The organism is Exiguobacterium sp. K1 (assembly GCF_033721435.1).
Lineage (GTDB): Bacteria > Bacillota > Bacilli > Exiguobacteriales > Exiguobacteriaceae > Exiguobacterium_A > Exiguobacterium_A artemiae.
The window spans coordinates 394,519-410,712 of sequence record NZ_JAOTIT010000001.1 but is presented as its reverse complement, the minus strand read 5'-3'; the positions used below and the strand labels follow the sequence as shown (position 1 = coordinate 410,712).

14 protein-coding genes and 1 riboswitch are annotated in these 16,194 nt (G+C 49.1%); of the genes, 2 read left to right on the top strand and 12 right to left on the bottom strand.

The genetic code is table 11. From position 1 onward, the window contains the following. Positions 1 to 79 precede the first annotated feature (79 nt). Positions 80 to 1,483 (top strand): amino acid permease, encoded by a 1,404-nt coding sequence (locus N7U64_RS02005; RefSeq protein WP_318928201.1) that lies wholly within the window; start codon positions 80 to 82, stop codon positions 1,481 to 1,483. Positions 1,484 to 1,548: 65 nt separating this feature from the next. Here N7U64_RS02005 and N7U64_RS02000 read toward each other — a convergent pair whose 3' ends face one another. From N7U64_RS02000 to gmk, 12 genes are all read right to left on the bottom strand, one after another. Next, positions 1,549 to 2,157 (bottom strand): thiamine diphosphokinase, encoded by a 609-nt coding sequence (locus N7U64_RS02000; protein WP_012370789.1) that lies wholly within the window; start codon positions 2,155 to 2,157, stop codon positions 1,549 to 1,551. Continuing rightward, positions 2,157 to 2,717, bottom strand: coding sequence for an energy-coupled thiamine transporter ThiT (gene thiT / locus N7U64_RS01995; protein ID WP_012370790.1), 561 nt, complete (start codon positions 2,715 to 2,717; stop codon positions 2,157 to 2,159). Before thiT ends, N7U64_RS02000 begins: the two co-directional genes overlap by 1 nt. Before the next feature lie 63 nt (positions 2,718 to 2,780). Further along, a riboswitch (TPP riboswitch) is annotated at positions 2,781 to 2,887 on the bottom strand. A gap of 23 nt (positions 2,888 to 2,910) precedes the next feature. Next, the gene (gene rpe, locus N7U64_RS01990) at positions 2,911 to 3,567 is read right to left on the bottom strand and encodes a ribulose-phosphate 3-epimerase (RefSeq protein ID WP_318928198.1); all 657 of its coding nucleotides are present in this window, start codon (positions 3,565 to 3,567) and stop codon (positions 2,911 to 2,913) included. A 1-nt stretch (position 3,568) separates the two neighbouring features. Continuing rightward, positions 3,569 to 4,474 carry a ribosome small subunit-dependent GTPase A gene (gene rsgA, locus N7U64_RS01985; protein WP_012370792.1) on the bottom strand — a complete coding sequence of 302 codons (906 nt, stop codon included), beginning with the start codon at positions 4,472 to 4,474 and terminating at the stop codon, positions 3,569 to 3,571. A 37-nt stretch (positions 4,475 to 4,511) separates the two neighbouring features. Beyond that, on the bottom strand, positions 4,512 to 6,437 hold the full coding sequence (gene pknB / locus N7U64_RS01980) for a Stk1 family PASTA domain-containing Ser/Thr kinase (protein WP_318928196.1): 1,926 nt from the start codon (positions 6,435 to 6,437) through the stop codon (positions 4,512 to 4,514). Between the two features lie 2 nt (positions 6,438 to 6,439). After that, positions 6,440 to 7,174, bottom strand: a complete 735-nt coding sequence (locus tag N7U64_RS01975) for a Stp1/IreP family PP2C-type Ser/Thr phosphatase (RefSeq protein ID WP_318928194.1) — start codon at positions 7,172 to 7,174, stop codon at positions 6,440 to 6,442. A gap of 24 nt (positions 7,175 to 7,198) precedes the next feature. After that, positions 7,199 to 8,539 (bottom strand): 16S rRNA (cytosine(967)-C(5))-methyltransferase RsmB, encoded by a 1,341-nt coding sequence (gene rsmB, locus N7U64_RS01970; RefSeq protein ID WP_318928193.1) that lies wholly within the window; start codon positions 8,537 to 8,539, stop codon positions 7,199 to 7,201. After that, on the bottom strand, positions 8,536 to 9,921 hold the full coding sequence (fmt, locus tag N7U64_RS01965) for a methionyl-tRNA formyltransferase (RefSeq protein WP_318928192.1): 1,386 nt from the start codon (positions 9,919 to 9,921) through the stop codon (positions 8,536 to 8,538). Before fmt ends, rsmB begins: the two co-directional genes overlap by 4 nt. Before the next feature lie 11 nt (positions 9,922 to 9,932). Further along, positions 9,933 to 12,257: a primosomal protein N' gene (gene priA / locus N7U64_RS01960; RefSeq protein WP_318928190.1), complete on the bottom strand. Its 2,325-nt coding sequence runs from the start codon at positions 12,255 to 12,257 to the stop codon at positions 9,933 to 9,935. Then, positions 12,254 to 13,444 carry a bifunctional phosphopantothenoylcysteine decarboxylase/phosphopantothenate--cysteine ligase CoaBC gene (coaBC, locus tag N7U64_RS01955; protein ID WP_318928188.1) on the bottom strand — a complete coding sequence of 397 codons (1,191 nt, stop codon included), beginning with the start codon at positions 13,442 to 13,444 and terminating at the stop codon, positions 12,254 to 12,256. Before coaBC ends, priA begins: the two co-directional genes overlap by 4 nt. Before the next feature lie 56 nt (positions 13,445 to 13,500). Next, a complete protein-coding gene (gene rpoZ / locus N7U64_RS01950) occupies positions 13,501 to 13,704 on the bottom strand; it encodes a DNA-directed RNA polymerase subunit omega (protein ID WP_012370799.1) in 204 nt (67 codons plus the stop codon). Between the two features lies 1 nt (position 13,705). After that, positions 13,706 to 14,323 (bottom strand): guanylate kinase, encoded by a 618-nt coding sequence (gene gmk, locus N7U64_RS01945; protein WP_234944616.1) that lies wholly within the window; start codon positions 14,321 to 14,323, stop codon positions 13,706 to 13,708. Positions 14,324 to 14,491: 168 nt separating this feature from the next. On the opposite strand from gmk, the gene N7U64_RS01940 reads away from it, so the two are divergent. Beyond that, a complete protein-coding gene (locus N7U64_RS01940; RefSeq protein WP_318928186.1) occupies positions 14,492 to 16,186 on the top strand; it encodes an NFACT family protein in 1,695 nt (564 codons plus the stop codon). Positions 16,187 to 16,194 lie beyond the last annotated feature (8 nt).

Sequence of the window (16,194 nt, the reverse complement as noted above, 5' to 3'; positions counted from 1 at the left end):
TTATAAACTAATTGTCTGAATAATTGAAAACGCTTACAATAAGTGAGCAGTTATTTTTTTCAAGGGGGAAGGGTCAGACATGCAGTTAAAAAGAGAAATGACAAGCCGGCATCTCTTCATGATTTCACTCGGAGGGATTATCGGTACGGGACTGTTCCTCGGTTCCGGATTAACGATTTCGCAAGCAGGACCGCTCGGGGCGGTTCTCAGTTACATCGTGGGTGGGACCATCATGTATCTGACAATGTTATGTTTAGGAGAGATGGCAGTCCATATGCCGGTTTCCGGATCGTTTCAAACGTATACGACACGGTTCATCGGACCGGGTATCGGATTTGCCGTCGGCTGGATTTACTGGCTCGGATGGGCCGTGACGGTGGCACTTGAAATCACGGCAGCCGGAAGTCTGATGGATCGGTGGTTTCCGAACACCCCTATCGTCATCTGGTGTGCCATCTTCACCGTCATTTTATTCGGACTTAACGCCGTATCTGCCAAAGCCTTTGGGGAGGCTGAATTCTGGTTCTCGAGCCTGAAAGTCCTGGCCATTCTATTTTTCATCGCGCTCGGGGGAGCGGCTTGGTTTGGCTGGATTGATATGACGGCAGCACGCCCGGAAAGTTTATTCGCCAACTTTACTTCAAACGGATTGTTCCCGAACGGTGCGCTCGGAGTCTTGACGACGATGATCGCCGTCAACTTCGCATTCCAGGGGACGGAACTGATCGGGGTTGCGGCCGGAGAGTCGAACGATCCCGAAAAATCGATTCCGAAAGCGATCCGCAATACGGTTTGGCGGACGTTCATCTTTTTTGTTCTTTCGATTACAATCGTCGGCGCCTTGATTCCTTATGAAACAGCCGGCGGTATCAGCAGTCCGTTCATCATGGTCTTTGATGCGATCGGGATTCCGTACGCGGCCGATTTGATGAACATCGTCGTTCTGACTGCCTTACTGTCGGTCGGGAACTCGGGATTATACGCTGCTACCCGGATGTTATGGTCGATGTCTCAAGAAGGCATGATTTCGAAAAAACTTGCGATCGTCAACTCGCGTGGTGTACCGATGCGGGCGTTATGTTTTACGATGCTGTTTGCGATGTTATCGCTTCTGACCGCCTTTTTCGCGGAAGATACCGTCTTCATCTGGTTGTTGTCACTAGCAGGACTCGGTGCACAAGTCGGATGGATTTCAATTTCCGCTTCGCAGATTGCGTTCCGTCGTCAATTCATCAAAAACGGGCATGCTGTCAGTGAATTAAAATTCAAGACACCGTTCTTCCCGGTCTTGCCGATCATCTCGTTTTCTCTGAACATGCTCGTATTGATCAGCTTGGCGTTTCAGGCGGATCAACGGATTGCGCTGTATATCGGTGTTCCGTTCTTCCTCTTGACATGGGGTTGTTACCATCTGTTCGTCAAAGGAAAACATATTGCAGCTCAAACCGAGCGTCAGGCAGCCAGTTCCACGTTAGAATCTTGAACTGCCTCCACCTACAGAATCCTAAAAAAGCGTGTTCGTTAGGCAATCCTAACGAACACGCTTTTTCAATGGTCCGACAAACTCCGTAATGCGATAACTTCACCTGTGTGCACCGTCACTTTTGCCGGTCCCTGATTCGTCCATTCATTGCTGACGGTCAACGATCCGCCGACCGGGACATCGTGTTGTGTCAACGGATACTTGACCCTTTGGAGCGTCAAACGCGTCGGGACGAGCGGAATGAAGGACAGATAATGATACTGGTCTGCTTTGATGTCATATTGTCCCTGTTGCAGGAAACGGATCTCTTCCCGCTTCGTCATCAAACGGACGAGCGGGAATTGTTTTAACAGATAGACATTTTGAAGCGTCATATCCAGTCGTCCGCCGGTCGCACCGAATACCAGCACTTCCGTTGCTTCATAATGTTGACTGACGTAACGTAATGCCAGTTCCAAATCGGTCTCATCCTTTTCAGCCGGATGAATGATTGCCCCTTCCGGTTTGTATCCGAGCGAATCAAAGTCACCGATGGCCAAGTCAAAAGCGAGACCTTGTTGCGCCAATACGGTGACCCCGCCGTCGACAGCAATGACAACCGGCTTCTCCTCCATAAACGGTTGTAAGGATGGAATGTCTTCCGCCGGACCGGCTGCTACAATCACGACCCGCATCAGACACCTCGTGCCGAATAACGAAGAAGCCGTGGTGCCGTCGTAAACAGGAGCCCTGCGACAATACCGCATAACAGATAGGACGGAACCATATACGTCGCGTTATAGATCAAGGAATACGGAACGACCGGACCTTCCGCATATTCAGCAAAGAAGACGATTCCGCTGATGACGTGACAGACATAACGTAAGCCCGCACCTAACAATGTCGCACCTAATACAATCGCCATCAAACGGCCGTTCTTCCCGGCTGCTGCTGCTTTTTTAACTTGACGGGCAAACAGTCCGCTCAGTCCGACGACTCCGAACGCAATCGTATAATCGAGTAACGGCTGAACGACCGTCAGAATTTGTGGAGCGAACATCAGTTGGATTGTTCCAACGAGTGCTCCCGTCACGACCCCACCGACAACGCCGTGACGAAACGCCATGACGAAAATCGGTAACATCGCCAAACTGATGGAACCTCCTTGAGGCATTTTAAACGGGATCAATAAATCGAACACCACACCAAGACTTGCAAAGATTGCAATTTCCATTAACATTTGTAGCCGTTTCATCCTTTTTTCCTCCTAAAAATAAAATCGCAGGACGGCAAAAAGACAGTACGACGAACGCCGTACTGCCTGCGTGCGCCACATCCCTACGTCCGTCTGAACGGAACAGGTTCGAAGGGTTAAAGTCCAATCACTTCTCTCAGCCGCTTGACGCGACACCCCTTGCGGTCTTCATTCAATTTTGATTCTGCTCTTATTATACGTGAGCGGCATTCCGAATACTAGTGATTGCTTCTGAATAATCCGGCGCATTATAAATCGCCGAACCTGCGACCAAAACATTTGCACCGTTTTCGATACATAATTTGGCCGTCTCTGCATTGACTCCGCCATCGATTTCAATCTCAAACGATAGATCATGTTCCGCTTTCAGCGCAGCCAGTTGACTTAATTTCTTCATGACACCCGGAATAAAGGCTTGACCACCGAAACCTGGATTGACCGTCATCAACAACACCATATCGACTTCTTCCAGCACGTGTTCAATCGTCGAAAGTGGTGTATGCGGATTGAGCACGACGCCCGCTTTCGCACCGGCTGCTTTGATCTGTTGCAGGACACGGTGGACGTGATTCGTTGCCTCGACGTGGAATGTCACGATATCAGCCCCTGCTTCAACGAATGCTTCGACAAAGTTTTCCGGACGGTCAATCATTAAATGCACATCCAAAATCATGTCTGTTTTTTGACGTAAACTGCTTAAGACAGGAAGTCCGAATGAGATATTCGGAACAAATTGACCGTCCATGACATCAAAATGAATGTAGTCGGCCCCTGCCGCTTCTACTGCTTTGACATCCCGCTCTAAATTTGCAAAATCCGCTGATAAGATTGATGGGGCGATTTTAATCATGTTAATACCTCCGTGTCCGATTCTTGATTTCCTCTACAAACATACCATAATTCGTATACCGCGAACTCATGATTTCATGTGCCTCGACAGCCTGCTTAACGGCACAACCGGGCTCATTCAGATGCAGGCAGCCGCGGTATTTGCAATCATCCTGTAAAGCAACGAATTCAGGAAAACACCAACGTAACTCTTCCAGTTCCATTTCATGCGGAAAATCGAGATTCGAAAATCCCGGAGTATCCGCAATTAATCCATCACCGAGCGGCATCAGGGTCACGTGGCGGGTCGTATGGCGTCCGCGTCCAAGTGCCTTCGAGATATGACTTGTTTCCAGTGCCAATGAAGGTTCTAAAGCATTCAGCAACGAACTTTTTCCTACACCGGACTGTCCGGCCAGGACACTCGTTTTATCTTTCAGCAACGGACGGACGGATTCGACTCCGGTCAAGGTCTCACTTGACGTTTCGATGACCTGGTAGCCGATTGTCCGGTAGGCAGCAATCGCTTCGGATACATGCTGTTCGGCTTCTCCTTGCAGCAAGTCCATCTTCGTCAAGATAATGATCGGTTGAATCTCTTTTGCTTCGATCAGTACCAAAAACCGATCGAGAAGATGGGCAGAAAAATCAGGTTCTGCTGCTGAAACGACCAACAACGCTTGATCAATGTTGGCAACCGGCGGGCGAACGAGGAAGTTTTGACGGTCCTTTACTTCCAGGATATATCCGGTCTCACTTTCAATGTGTAGAACAACTTCATCCCCAACGACCGGGCTGATGCCCCGTTTTCTGAAATTACCGCGTGCCCGTGAACGAATCTCGCCTTGAGGTGTCATGACATCATAAAATCCACCCTGAAGCCGAATGATCGTTCCTTCCCGATTGTCTTCAATTCGATTTTCTGCCATCCTATGCCCTCCTTTGTCAGGATCAACTTCCTGCTCATTATTCTTGTGATTTTGCCTGATTGTACGTAATCGTCTTCGCCCGGTAAACTTCGTCATCTTTATAGATGGTGATCTTACCTTCTTCTCCCGGATCAATCGTTAACGGAACATCAAACGTTTCGTCCTGATCGATCGATTCTTCGATGACCGTCCGTTTCCCTTTGGCATCTTCCGTCTCAATCCGGACGAGTTGACGTGGAGCGGGCTCGTCTTCTTCACTGACGCCATCGTATACGACTTTTTCAGGGAACGTCGCTGTGACGGTTTTTTCTTCCTCTCCCCGTGAAATAAAGACCGTGACGGAATCATTCGGCTCGACTTGCGCACCGGCTTGCGGATATTGACGAATGACTTGATCAAGAGCGACGTCGCTCGAAAACTCTTGCTCAAAAGTGCCGTCGAGTCCCATCTCATCGAGGTAGGCTTTCGCTTCTGTACTCGATAAGTCCGTCAAGTCTTTCAGGATAAACGCCGGCGATCCATTTGAGACCGTGATGGTGATCATCTGTTCCTTCGCAATGACTTCCGTTCCTGCTGAAATCGACTGTCGGATGACGTTCCCGCGTTTGATGTCTTCGGATTCTTCCCGTTCAACGTCGACTTTTTCAAACCCGCTGTCCTTCAAGATGGCGATTGCTTTTTTCTCTGTTTCATCCGAAACATCCGGTACTTCGACCGGATCACTCCCAGTCGAGACAATCAAATCCACCGTCGATCCTTTTTTGACGGTCGCTTGTTCGCGAGGAGACTGACTGATGACGGCCCCTTCTTCGACCGTATCACTTGAGCGTTCAGTCGATTCCACAATGAACCCCATTTTTTCAAGCTTCGTTTCCGCCTCGTCGGCGTCCTTGCCTGTTACATCCGGAACGACGACAGTTGGGTCTGGCCACATGGCAAAAGTCGTGGCAGCTCCACCGATTAGGACTACCAATAATAAAATGATCCACCATGCGCGTTTCTTTTTTTTCTCGGGTTTAGGCAGAACGGTCGCGACTTTCGGAACCGGTGCGGTTTGTTCGAGTGCTTCTGATGGCAACGATACGGGACTGAGCACCATCGTTTTTTCCATCAAATCGTCACCGCGAATTCCTTCGTTCGCCCGTTCGGCTGACATCGCCGTCACCATATCTTCTTTAAAGGCAGCGACCGTTTGTTGCCGGTCGTGCGGTGCTTTAGAGAGCGCCTGCATGATGCAATTTTCTAAAGCTTGCGGTACGGCCGGATTCAATGCGGTCGGACGGCGAGCGGTATCTTGCAGATGCTTCAGAGCAACCGCCACCGGTGAATCGCCTTCAAACGGAACCTGTCCCGTCACGAGTTCATATAACACTGCTCCAAGAGAATAAATATCTGATTTTTCATCCGCAAATTTTCCTTTCGCCTGTTCCGGCGAAAAATAATGAACGGATCCGAGTACTGACATCGTATGGGTAAGGGTCGCATTCGACATCGCGACCGCAATTCCGAAATCCGTCACCTTGACGGTTCCGTCCTCACGAATCAACATATTTTGCGGTTTAATGTCCCGGTGGATGATCCGGTGGGCATGGGCATGATCAATCGCATCACAAATTTGACTGATGATGTCAATCGCTTTTGTGACCGGCAGTGCCCGCCCCTCACAATACGTTTTCAGTGTCATGCCATCGATATATTCCATCACGATATAATAAATCGCTTCTTCTTCTCCTACATCATAGACCGCGACGATGTTGGGATGATTTAAACTCGTCGCAGCATGTGCCTCTCGTTCAAACCGGCGGATGAATTGTTCATCATGCGAAAACTCGGTACGTAAAATTTTGATTGCGACAGTTCGATTCAAGATTTCATCATATGCCTGATAAACGTTTGCCATTCCGCCATTTCCAACTAACCGTTCTATGCGGTAGCGGTCGTTCAATCGATCTCCGTAACGCATATTCAGATCCTCTCTCTTTCTTTAAAACGGATTGCAGCAATCGTGATGTTGTCTGCGCCTCCCCGGTCATTCGCCTCTGATACGAGACGTTCGACAATCGTATCGAGCGGTTCATCTTCTTGAAGCAACCGCTCGATGACTTCATGGGGAACTTCATCCGATAAACCGTCGCTGCACACTAACACGATATCATAGTCCGGTGCATCCCGGACTTGAATGTCGACATCAACGGATTCGTTCGAACCGACGGATCGTGTAATGACATTACGACGGGGATGATTTTCAAGCTCTGCTTCCGATAATTCCCCCAACTGTTTGAGCATGTTGACATAGGAATGATCATCCGTCAGTTGTTTCAGGTGTCCTGCTTCCAGTGCATACACGCGGCTGTCGCCAACGTGACCGATCACCAGTAATTCATCCGACCAACAGACACAGGCCATCGTCGTGCCGACAATCGATAAATTTTCGACTTGAGAAAAACGTAGAATCTGCGTATTGGCTTCTTTCACTAACCGCTCGATCCAGGAAGATAACTCCATCGGTCGGCTTGGCATGTCTGCGTATGCTTCGGCAAAAGTCTGCTTGACGATGGCACTCGCCGTTTCACCGGCCGCGTGCCCCCCCATACCGTCAGCGACGACGGCCAATCCTTGTGTGGCATCGCCTACCAATAAAACCGTATCCTCATTTTTTGAACGGACCTTTCCAGTCGTCGTCAAATAAGCTAACTCCATACCCGTCCTCCTCTTCGTTTTTGATTATCCCGTTGGTTCATTCATTTTTTTGAACGCAGCGATATAAAAACCATCTGTACCAAGCGATGTCGGGAGTAATTTTAATTCAGCCCGTTCACCAATCAATGATTGAACAGCTTCCGGCATCCGTGTTTTGAACGTCTCGTCAAAAACAAATCCTTGGCTGAGGATGAACTCGGTTTGCTGTTCATTTTCAAGCGGATCCATCGTACAAGTCGAATAGACGAAAGTTCCGTCCGGTTTGACGAGCGGAAGGACAGCTTCAAGAATTTGCCGCTGAATGACCGGCAATTGCGTTAAATCTTCGGGACGTTTCGTCCACTTGATATCGGGTTTCCGGCGAATGACACCGAGTCCGGAACATGGTGCATCGACCAATATCCGGTCAAATGATGCCGCTTCAAAACGTGTGCCTGCCTGACGGGCATCCAGTGCCTCCGCCTGCACATTGTGCAGTCCAAGACGAGTTGCCTGCTTTTCTAATAATTTTACTTTATGCGGATGAAGATCCAGTGCGACTAATGATCCCGTCGCCAAACCTTCCGCGATATGCATCGCTTTTCCGCCCGGTGCCGCGCAACTGTCCAAGACATGATCCGCCGGTCGTGCACCTAGAGCGACAGCGACCAACATCGAACTTTCATCTTGGAGCGACAAGTAACCACGTTCCAACAGATCCGTCTGTTGCACACTGCCACTGATGATTTCCAGTCCGTCTGGTGCCGCATGAGCCGGTTTTGCAATGACCCCTTGTTCTTCCAGCAATACGATTGCTTCTTTTCGGTCTGTCCGGGTCCGGTTGACACGGACGGTGACGGGTGCCGGTTCATTATTCAGTCGGCACATCTTCCATGTCTCTTCTTCTCCAAACAGTTCCAGCCATCGCTTGACCAGCCAGACCGGATGACTCGTTTCGATGCTGATCCGGTCAACCGTCGAAGGAATCGCCGAGAACTCAGGTTTCCCTTGTCGAAGCACGTTCCGCAGCACACCGTTGACGACCTTGGCGATGTGCGGTTTCCCGCGTGTCTTGGCAATCTCGACTGCTTCGTTGATGACCGCATGATCCGGAATCCGGTCGAGATAAAACAGTTGGTAAACACTCATCCGTAATAGCGGACGCATGAAAGGGTCCAACTTTTTTTGTTTCGTTAAGAAAGGTTCCAAAATATAGTCCAGTGTCAGTTCACGACTGAGTGTACCGTAAACCAGTTCTGTATATAAACCGACATCTGCTTTTGAGATAGCACGTTTTTCAAGCATCTGGTGGACGGAAATTGTGGAAAAAGCGCCGCCCTGGCCGATTTTTAATAAAGTTGTGACTGCTGCATCTCTGACATTCATGCTTGTTCGCCTACTTTCTGTCCAATCGTCAATGTCTGTCCGACACCCCGCATGAACGTTGCACCGTCCATCCGTTTTTTTCCGGCCGGTTGTACATCTACTAATTTCAAAGCTGTGTCTGAACCGGTTGCAACGACAGGTCCGTCCGTTTCCAGGGCAATGATTTCGCCCGCCGGTCCGTGACCCGGGACTTTTTCAGCAAAGTAGACTTTCAGACGGTCTGAACCAAGCATCGTATACGCACTCGGGAAGGGATTCATTCCGCGGATTTGATTGTATAATGCTTCTCCGGGACGTGAAAAATCAAGTCGTTCCCGTTCCCGGCTGATATTCGGAGAAAACGTGACGTCTTCTTCCCGTTGTGCTTTCGGTGTCAACGTTCCCGCAATCAACTGCGGTAATGTCTCGATTAACAAGCGGGCACCGGCAGCACTGAGTTTGTCAAACATCGTTCCGACCGTGTCACGCTCTTCAATCGGCACGATGATTTTTGATAACATGTCGCCTGCATCCAGCTTGTCGACCATATACATGATCGTGACCCCTGTTTCTGTTTCTCCGTCGATGATCGCCTGGTGAATCGGGGCTCCGCCGCGATACTTCGGCAATAAGGACGCGTGGACATTAATCGCGCCGTATTGTGGGGCTTCGAGCACTGCCGTCGGAACGATTTGTCCGTAAGCAGCTGTAATGATTAAGTCCGGTTTTAAATCAAGCAGCTCTTGATAGTCTTCACGGATTTTGATTGGTTGTAACACCGGGATTTCATGAGCCAATGCCACTTCTTTCACCGGTGTCGGCTTGATTTCACGTTTGCGTCCGACAGGTTTGTCCGGCTGGGAAACGACACCGACGACGTTATATCCGGCGTCAATCACTTCCCGAAGTGTATTTGCAGCAAACTCTGGTGTTCCCATGAAAACGACACGAGGCGTTGCTTCCGTCTCCACTAATTTGTCCGTGAACAACACACCGTCCAAATGATCCATTTCGTGCTGGATGGCCCGTGCAAAAAAGCCGTTCGCCTTAATTTTGACACTTCGTCCAAGACGGTCCTGTGATTTGACGACAATCTGTTCAAAGCGTTCCACGGGTCCGAAAATCCCCGGCATGCTCAAACAGCCTTCGTCGTCGATTTCCGATCCGGTTGCTTCGATGATTTCCGGATTAATCAGCTCAATCGGTCCCGTCTCATCATCCGTATGGACGACAGCGACACGAATCGGTTGGTTGATTTGTGGCGCTGCTAATCCGACGCCGTCATATTCATACATCGTATCGAACATCCGATCAATCATTTTTCCTAATTTCTTATCAAACTTCGTTACACGTTGGCATTTTTGACGCAACACTTCATTTGGTACTTCCACAACTTTGTACATAGTTTGCCACCTCACATGAATACAAATGGATTCAAATCCACTGTTACTTGGACTTTTTGTTTGATGCGTAATGCAAGCATCGCACGGAGTGCCTCCCGCACTTCTTCTTGACCTTTATGTTTTAGAATCACCTGGTATCGGTACATGTTTTTTAGTCGTGCCAGCGGTGCTTCGAGCGGACCGTTGACAATTAAATCGTCTGATTCCAGATGCCGGAGTTGTCCGGCAATCGCTTCCGCTTCCGCTTGTGCTTCGAGCGGATGAGCCGCTGAAATCGTGATTAATCCCAAAAACCAGAAGGGGGGGTGACCACCCAACTTACGCAATTGCATTTCCCGTTTATAAAATGCTTCATAATCGTGCCGTTTCGCCGTTTGGATGACGTAATGATCCGGATTATAAGTCTGAATAATCGATTGTCCGGCAAGCGCTCCCCGGCCGGCACGACCTGAAACTTGCGTAATCAGTTGAAACGTTCGTTCACTCGCCCGGAAATCAGGAATCCCGAGTGTTGCATCCGCCGCAATGACACCGACCAGTGTCACGTTCGGAAAATCAAGCCCTTTGGCAATCATTTGGGTTCCGAGCAGGATGTTTCCTTCACCGCGCTCAAACGCATTCAATAATTTTTCATGCGCGCCTTTGCGTGACGTCGTATCTTGATCCATGCGGATGATTTTGGCTTCCGGAATCAAATGGGCCAGTTCTTCTTCGATTTTTTGCGTCCCGGTACCGAACTGCCGAATTTTTTTCGATTCACAGGACGGACAGGTTTTCGGCATGGCTGCTTCAAATCCACAATAATGACATTTCAGACAATCCTGGTGTTGATGATAGGTCAGATTGACGGCGCAATGTGGGCATTGAAGCGTTTCACCACAATCCCGACACAGGACAAACGTCGTGTATCCCCGTCGATTGAGGAGCAGGACCGTCTGTTCGCCCCGTTCGATGCGTTGTTTAATTCCTTCGACAAGCGGCAGGCTGAACGGTGTTCGATTGCCGCGTTCCAGTTCTTTTCGCATATCGATGATCTCGACCGGTGGAAGTTCGCCTCCGAATCGTTCTTTTAGAGGGAGGTATCGGTAGACCCCTTTCTGAGAACGTGCATACGTTTCTAGAATCGGCGTCGCACTTCCAAGGACGACGGGACATTTGTGATACGCCGCTCGCCACGTGGCCACATCCCGGGTATGATACCGCGGATTTTCTTCCTGTTTATACGTCGTTTCATGTTCTTCATCCAAAATGATGACACCGATATTCGTCAACGGTGCAAAAATCGCAGAACGGGCCCCGACGACGACGTCGACTTCCCCGTGGGATATTTTCCGCCATTCATCGTATTTTTCACCTAACGACAGACCGCTGTGCAGAACAGCCACTCGATCCCCGAACCGGCGTTTAAAACGTTTGACCATCATCGGCGTCAAACTGATTTCCGGTACAAGTAAAATCGCTTGGCGCCCCCGCTGAAGCATTGTATGAATCGATTCCAGATAGACTTCCGTTTTCCCGCTGCCGGTCACACCGTGGAGTAAAAACGTACTCGTCTCTTCCGATGCCGTGATCGCATCGACCGCATCCTGCTGATGTGTCGTCAGGATGGACGGAACAAAGATATCTTGGACGAGATGTTCGTACGGATTGCGATTTACATCAATTGTCTCGACCGTAATGACACCTTTTTTCTCTAAACTGTTAAGGATGCTGACAGTCAAATCCAGTTCATGCATCACTTCACTCCATAACACTTCCGGACGTGCCATCAGATAATCACGGAACAGAATCTGTTTTGTCGCTTGTTTCGATAATTCAATCGTCGAATCGAGCAGACAGATCCGCTTGTCGGTTTTAGACGTCTTCTTTTCTTTGACGATCGGTTGCAGTCGGATATCCCCATTTTGGGCAGCCACCAATATCTGTTGTTGGACCTCACTCGGAAACTGGCTGATTTTCTTCTGATTCCAGTGAATCAACCGCGGATTTTCCGCCAAAATCAGTTTATCATAACTGACTTTCAAAGCAGCGGGCAACATCGCAAGTAGTGCCGTTGCCTGATAGCAAAGAGTCGTCTCAGACAGGTAACTCGACAGTTGAAGCAATTCTTCCGTGTACGTCGGTGTCTCATCGAGAACGCGTACAATCGGTTTGATCCGCGCGAGGTCCGTCTCGTCCTTCACGGCAACGACGATTCCAAGCAACGCCCGTGGACCGAACGGCACTTCGACACGCATACCGGGAACAACGAGATCACGCCATAAATCCGGTACTTCATAATCAAATGGCCGGTCGACCGTCGCCGCAGCGACATCGACGATGACTTCGGCAATCATCGTAATGCCTCCGTGAACTGTTCAATCAATGCGGCTGCCAATCGGGTTTTCGATTGTTGATCATAATGAACGGCCGGATGATTGTTTCCATAAACCGTGACTTGATTCTCATCACTTGAAAAACCGATGTCTGCACGGGAGACATCATTTGCGACGATGAAATCCGCCTGTTTTCGAATCAGTTTTTGCTGCGCATGTTTTTCCAGATTTTCAGTTTCGGCTGCAAACCCTACTAAAATCTGATTTGTCTTCCGCTCACCAAGCGTACGTAAGATATCCGTCGTCTCTTCCAGTTCAATCCGTAACGGTCCGTCGATTTTCTTTTGTTTGCGGTCATACCGGACAGTCGGACGATAATCGGCCACCGCCGCTGCCATGATGACCAGATCTTGTTTGTCATAGTCAGCTAACATCGCTGCAAGCATCTCGTCACCGGACTCGACAGCTTTCGTCGTTATACCGGTCGGCAAGGCTTCTCGAACCGGACCATGAACAAGCGTGACGGTTGCTCCGGCATCCCGGGCCGCTTCTGCAAGTGCAATGCCCATTTTACCGGACGAATCGTTCGTCAAATAACGAACCGGATCAATCCGTTCGACGGTCGGACCGGCACTGATCAGGACATGGCGATTCGCGAGCGGTTTCGGTTGGAACAAGCCGGATAACGTTTCGACCAACTCTTCCGGTTCAGGCAACCGTCCCTTTCCGATCCAGCCACATGCCAAGTTACCGACTCCGGGTGCGATCAAGTGGACTCCGTCTGCCATCAGCCGTTCCATATTTCGCACCGTCGCCGGATTTTCGAGCATATTGACGTTCATCGCCGGAGCAACAACGACCGGACACGTCGCTGCTAAAATCGTCGTCGTAATAAAATCATCGGCGATTCCGTGCGCAAGTTTCGCAATCAGATTCGCCGTCGCAGGAGCCACGACAATCAAATCAGCTTCATCTGCTAAATCGATGTGGGCAATCTTGGATGCATCATGCTCAATGAAGACATCATCATAGACCGGTTTCCGCGTCAGCGCGGCAAACGTCGTTTTCCCGACGAATTGTTGGGCATTCTTCGTCATCGCGACTTGAACGTTCGCTCCGGCCTGAACGAGTTTCGATGCCAAAGCCGCCGCTTTGTACGAGGCGATTCCTCCTCCGACACATAATAAAATGTTACGATTCGTTAGCATGATGAATTCCTCCTTATTGAAAAAAACAGCCACAATGAGGAGTGGCTGCTTCAAAATTAGTCTTGCGGTTGGTTCGTAACCACGACTTCACCAGAAAAGAGTTCTTCGAGCGCTTTTCCGACTGGTTTGTATGATTTCGGGTTCGCTACTTTCACGCGTTTCCCGTCTTGGATTTGACGTGCACGTTTTGCTGCAACCGTCACGATTGTGTATTTCGAAGGGACCGTCTTTTGAAGCTTGTCTACTGATGGATATAACATGTTATTTGACCTCCATGGCTTTTTTATACAAGGACGCAACGCGTTCCCGGCTACAATGTTCTGCAGTGACGATTGCTTGAATTCTGTCACATGCTTTGTGGATCTCGTCATTCGTGACGACGTAATCATAAGCATCCATCATTTCAATCTCTTCTTTCGCGACAAGAAGACGTTGTTTGATGACCTCTTCTGATTCTGTTCCACGCCCGACAAGACGGTTGCGAAGTTCCTGTAAACTTGGCGGAGCCAAAAACAGAAAAACAGCTTCCGGAAAATGTTCCTTCACCTGCATCGCACCCTGTACTTCAATTTCCAAGATGACATCTTTTCCTTCATCTAAGATTTTGTTGACCCATTCGACGGGTGTACCATAATAGTTACCGACAAATTCCGCATGCTCGAGCAATTGGTTGTTCGCAATCATACTTTCGAATTCTTCACGTGTCTTGAAGAAATAATGGACACCGTCCACTTCTCCCTCACGCGGTTTACGTGTCGTACATGACACAGAATAGTGCAAATTATTGTCTTCATCTTCGCGCAAGGCACGGCAAACCGTTCCTTTACCAACACCACTCGGACCAGACAATACGAGTAATAAGCCACGCTCTTTAAAAATCACTTCAGAACCCCTCCATCTAACAAACTTCACATTGTTTCATATTAGCAGTAGAGACAGGAAGTTCGCAAGTGGTCTTTTTCAGCTCGACTGCTTAATCATACCATAACCGTGCACTTTCTGTTACCTTTAGAAAGTGGAAACGAAATCAGGAAAGAAGGTAATATCATGGCTTTTGACGGACTAATGACAACACGTGTCGTCCAGGAACTCCAACCGCTCGTTGGGGCACGGATTAATAAAATACACCAACCGTATGCACTCGATTTAATTTTCAGTGTCCGGGCAGAACGAAAAAACGTGATGTTGCTCGCATCGGCCAATGCGATGTACGCGCGGCTTCATCTGACATCGGAGTCGACGAGCAATCCAAGCGAACCGCCGATGTTTTGTATGATGCTCCGAAAGCATCTCGAAGGCGGCTTCATCGAATCAATCGAGCAGCTCGGACGTGACCGGGTCATTTTAATGCGTGTCCGCTCACGAAATGAACTCGGGGATGAAGAAGCGAAAAAACTGTACATCGAACTGATGGGCCGCCATTCCAACATCCTCCTGACAGATGGACAGGATAAAATCTTGGATGCGATCAAACATCTTCCGCTCAGCCAGAATACATTCCGGACCATCATGCCGGGTCTGCAGTATCACTTGCCGCCGGAACAAGATAAAGTCGATCCTCTGACCGGTGACATCGAACAGACGTTACACCGGATTGATTGGAACGCCGGAAAGATCGACCGTCAGTTATTAGGTTTGTTCAGTGGTTTTTCACCGCAAATCACTGCTGAAATCGTGTCGCGGGCCGGTCTTTCGAACCGGACATCACTTGCAGAGGCCATTCATTCCGTTCTGGATGAACTGACAGGTCCTTATTATTTCCAACGTCTCGCAAACGGGAAGGAACGTTTCTCCCCTGTCGCGTTGCACTACGGGGAAATCGTTGAAGAAAAGACTTTTGCGACAAGCGGAGACGTCCTCGATGCGTTTTTCCACCAGAAATCAAATCGGGATCGCGTCAAACAACAGGCGTCTGACTTGGAGCGTTTCATCAAAAGCGAATATGATAAAAATATTCTGAAACGTACGAAACTCGAACGTGACCTGGCTGCTACCGAAAAGATGGACGAATTGAAACACAAAGGCGAATTATTAACGACCTACCTGTATCAGCTCGAACGCGGTATGAAAGAGGCGACGGTCGTCGATTATTATGACGAAGACGGGAAGGAAATTACGATTGCCCTTGATCCCCGCTTTTCACCGAACGAAAATGCCCAGCGGTACTACAAACGTTACAACAAACTGAAGACTGCTAAAATCGAAGTCGCGAAGCAGCTCGAGAAAAACCAGCTCGAAATCAATTATTTTGAGTCGCTACTGGCACAACTCGATGTCGCTTCTCCGGAGGATATTCGAGAGATGCGGGAAGAGCTCGTCGAAGAAGGATACGTCCGGGAACGCAGCAAAAAGAAAAAGAAACCTCTTATCCCTAAACTTGAGGCCTACCAATCTTCGACCGGGATTCCATTTTTTGTCGGCAAAAACAACAAACAAAATGATTATGCGACGTTTAAATTCGGACGCCGGTCCGAGACATGGTTGCATACAAAAGATATCCCCGGTTCACATGTCATCATCCGCAGTGACCAGCCGGATGAGACCACATTAAAAGAAGCCGCGGTGGTCGCCGCCTATTATTCCAAGGCCCGGGAATCGAGCCAGGTGCCGGTCGATTTCACAGAACTCCGTTACGTCAAAAAACCGAGTGGTGCCAAACCGGGATTCGTCATCTATACGGATCAAACGACACTTTACGTCACTCCAGATGCCGATCTTGTCCAGTCATTGCGGACACCTTAAAAAAAAAC

What these genes read in the sequence shown, in the direction of transcription:
- N7U64_RS02005 (WP_318928201.1), top strand. Translation starts at nt 80, where the DNA reads ATGCAGTTAAAAAGAGAAATGACAAGCCGGCATCTCTTCATGATTTCA.
- N7U64_RS02000 (WP_012370789.1), bottom strand. Translation starts at nt 2,157, where the DNA reads ATGCGGGTCGTGATTGTAGCAGCCGGTCCGGCGGAAGACATTCCATCC.
- thiT (WP_012370790.1), bottom strand. Translation starts at nt 2,717, where the DNA reads ATGAAACGGCTACAAATGTTAATGGAAATTGCAATCTTTGCAAGTCTT.
- rpe (WP_318928198.1), bottom strand. Translation starts at nt 3,567, where the DNA reads ATGATTAAAATCGCCCCATCAATCTTATCAGCGGATTTTGCAAATTTA.
- rsgA (WP_012370792.1), bottom strand. Translation starts at nt 4,474, where the DNA reads ATGGCAGAAAATCGAATTGAAGACAATCGGGAAGGAACGATCATTCGG.
- pknB (WP_318928196.1), bottom strand. Translation starts at nt 6,437, where the DNA reads ATGCGTTACGGAGATCGATTGAACGACCGCTACCGCATAGAACGGTTA.
- N7U64_RS01975 (WP_318928194.1), bottom strand. Translation starts at nt 7,174, where the DNA reads ATGGAGTTAGCTTATTTGACGACGACTGGAAAGGTCCGTTCAAAAAAT.
- rsmB (WP_318928193.1), bottom strand. Translation starts at nt 8,539, where the DNA reads ATGAATGTCAGAGATGCAGCAGTCACAACTTTATTAAAAATCGGCCAG.
- fmt (WP_318928192.1), bottom strand. Translation starts at nt 9,921, where the DNA reads ATGTACAAAGTTGTGGAAGTACCAAATGAAGTGTTGCGTCAAAAATGC.
- priA (WP_318928190.1), bottom strand. Translation starts at nt 12,257, where the DNA reads ATGATTGCCGAAGTCATCGTCGATGTCGCTGCGGCGACGGTCGACCGG.
- coaBC (WP_318928188.1), bottom strand. Translation starts at nt 13,444, where the DNA reads ATGCTAACGAATCGTAACATTTTATTATGTGTCGGAGGAGGAATCGCC.
- rpoZ (WP_012370799.1), bottom strand. Translation starts at nt 13,704, where the DNA reads ATGTTATATCCATCAGTAGACAAGCTTCAAAAGACGGTCCCTTCGAAA.
- N7U64_RS01940 (WP_318928186.1), top strand. Translation starts at nt 14,492, where the DNA reads ATGGCTTTTGACGGACTAATGACAACACGTGTCGTCCAGGAACTCCAA.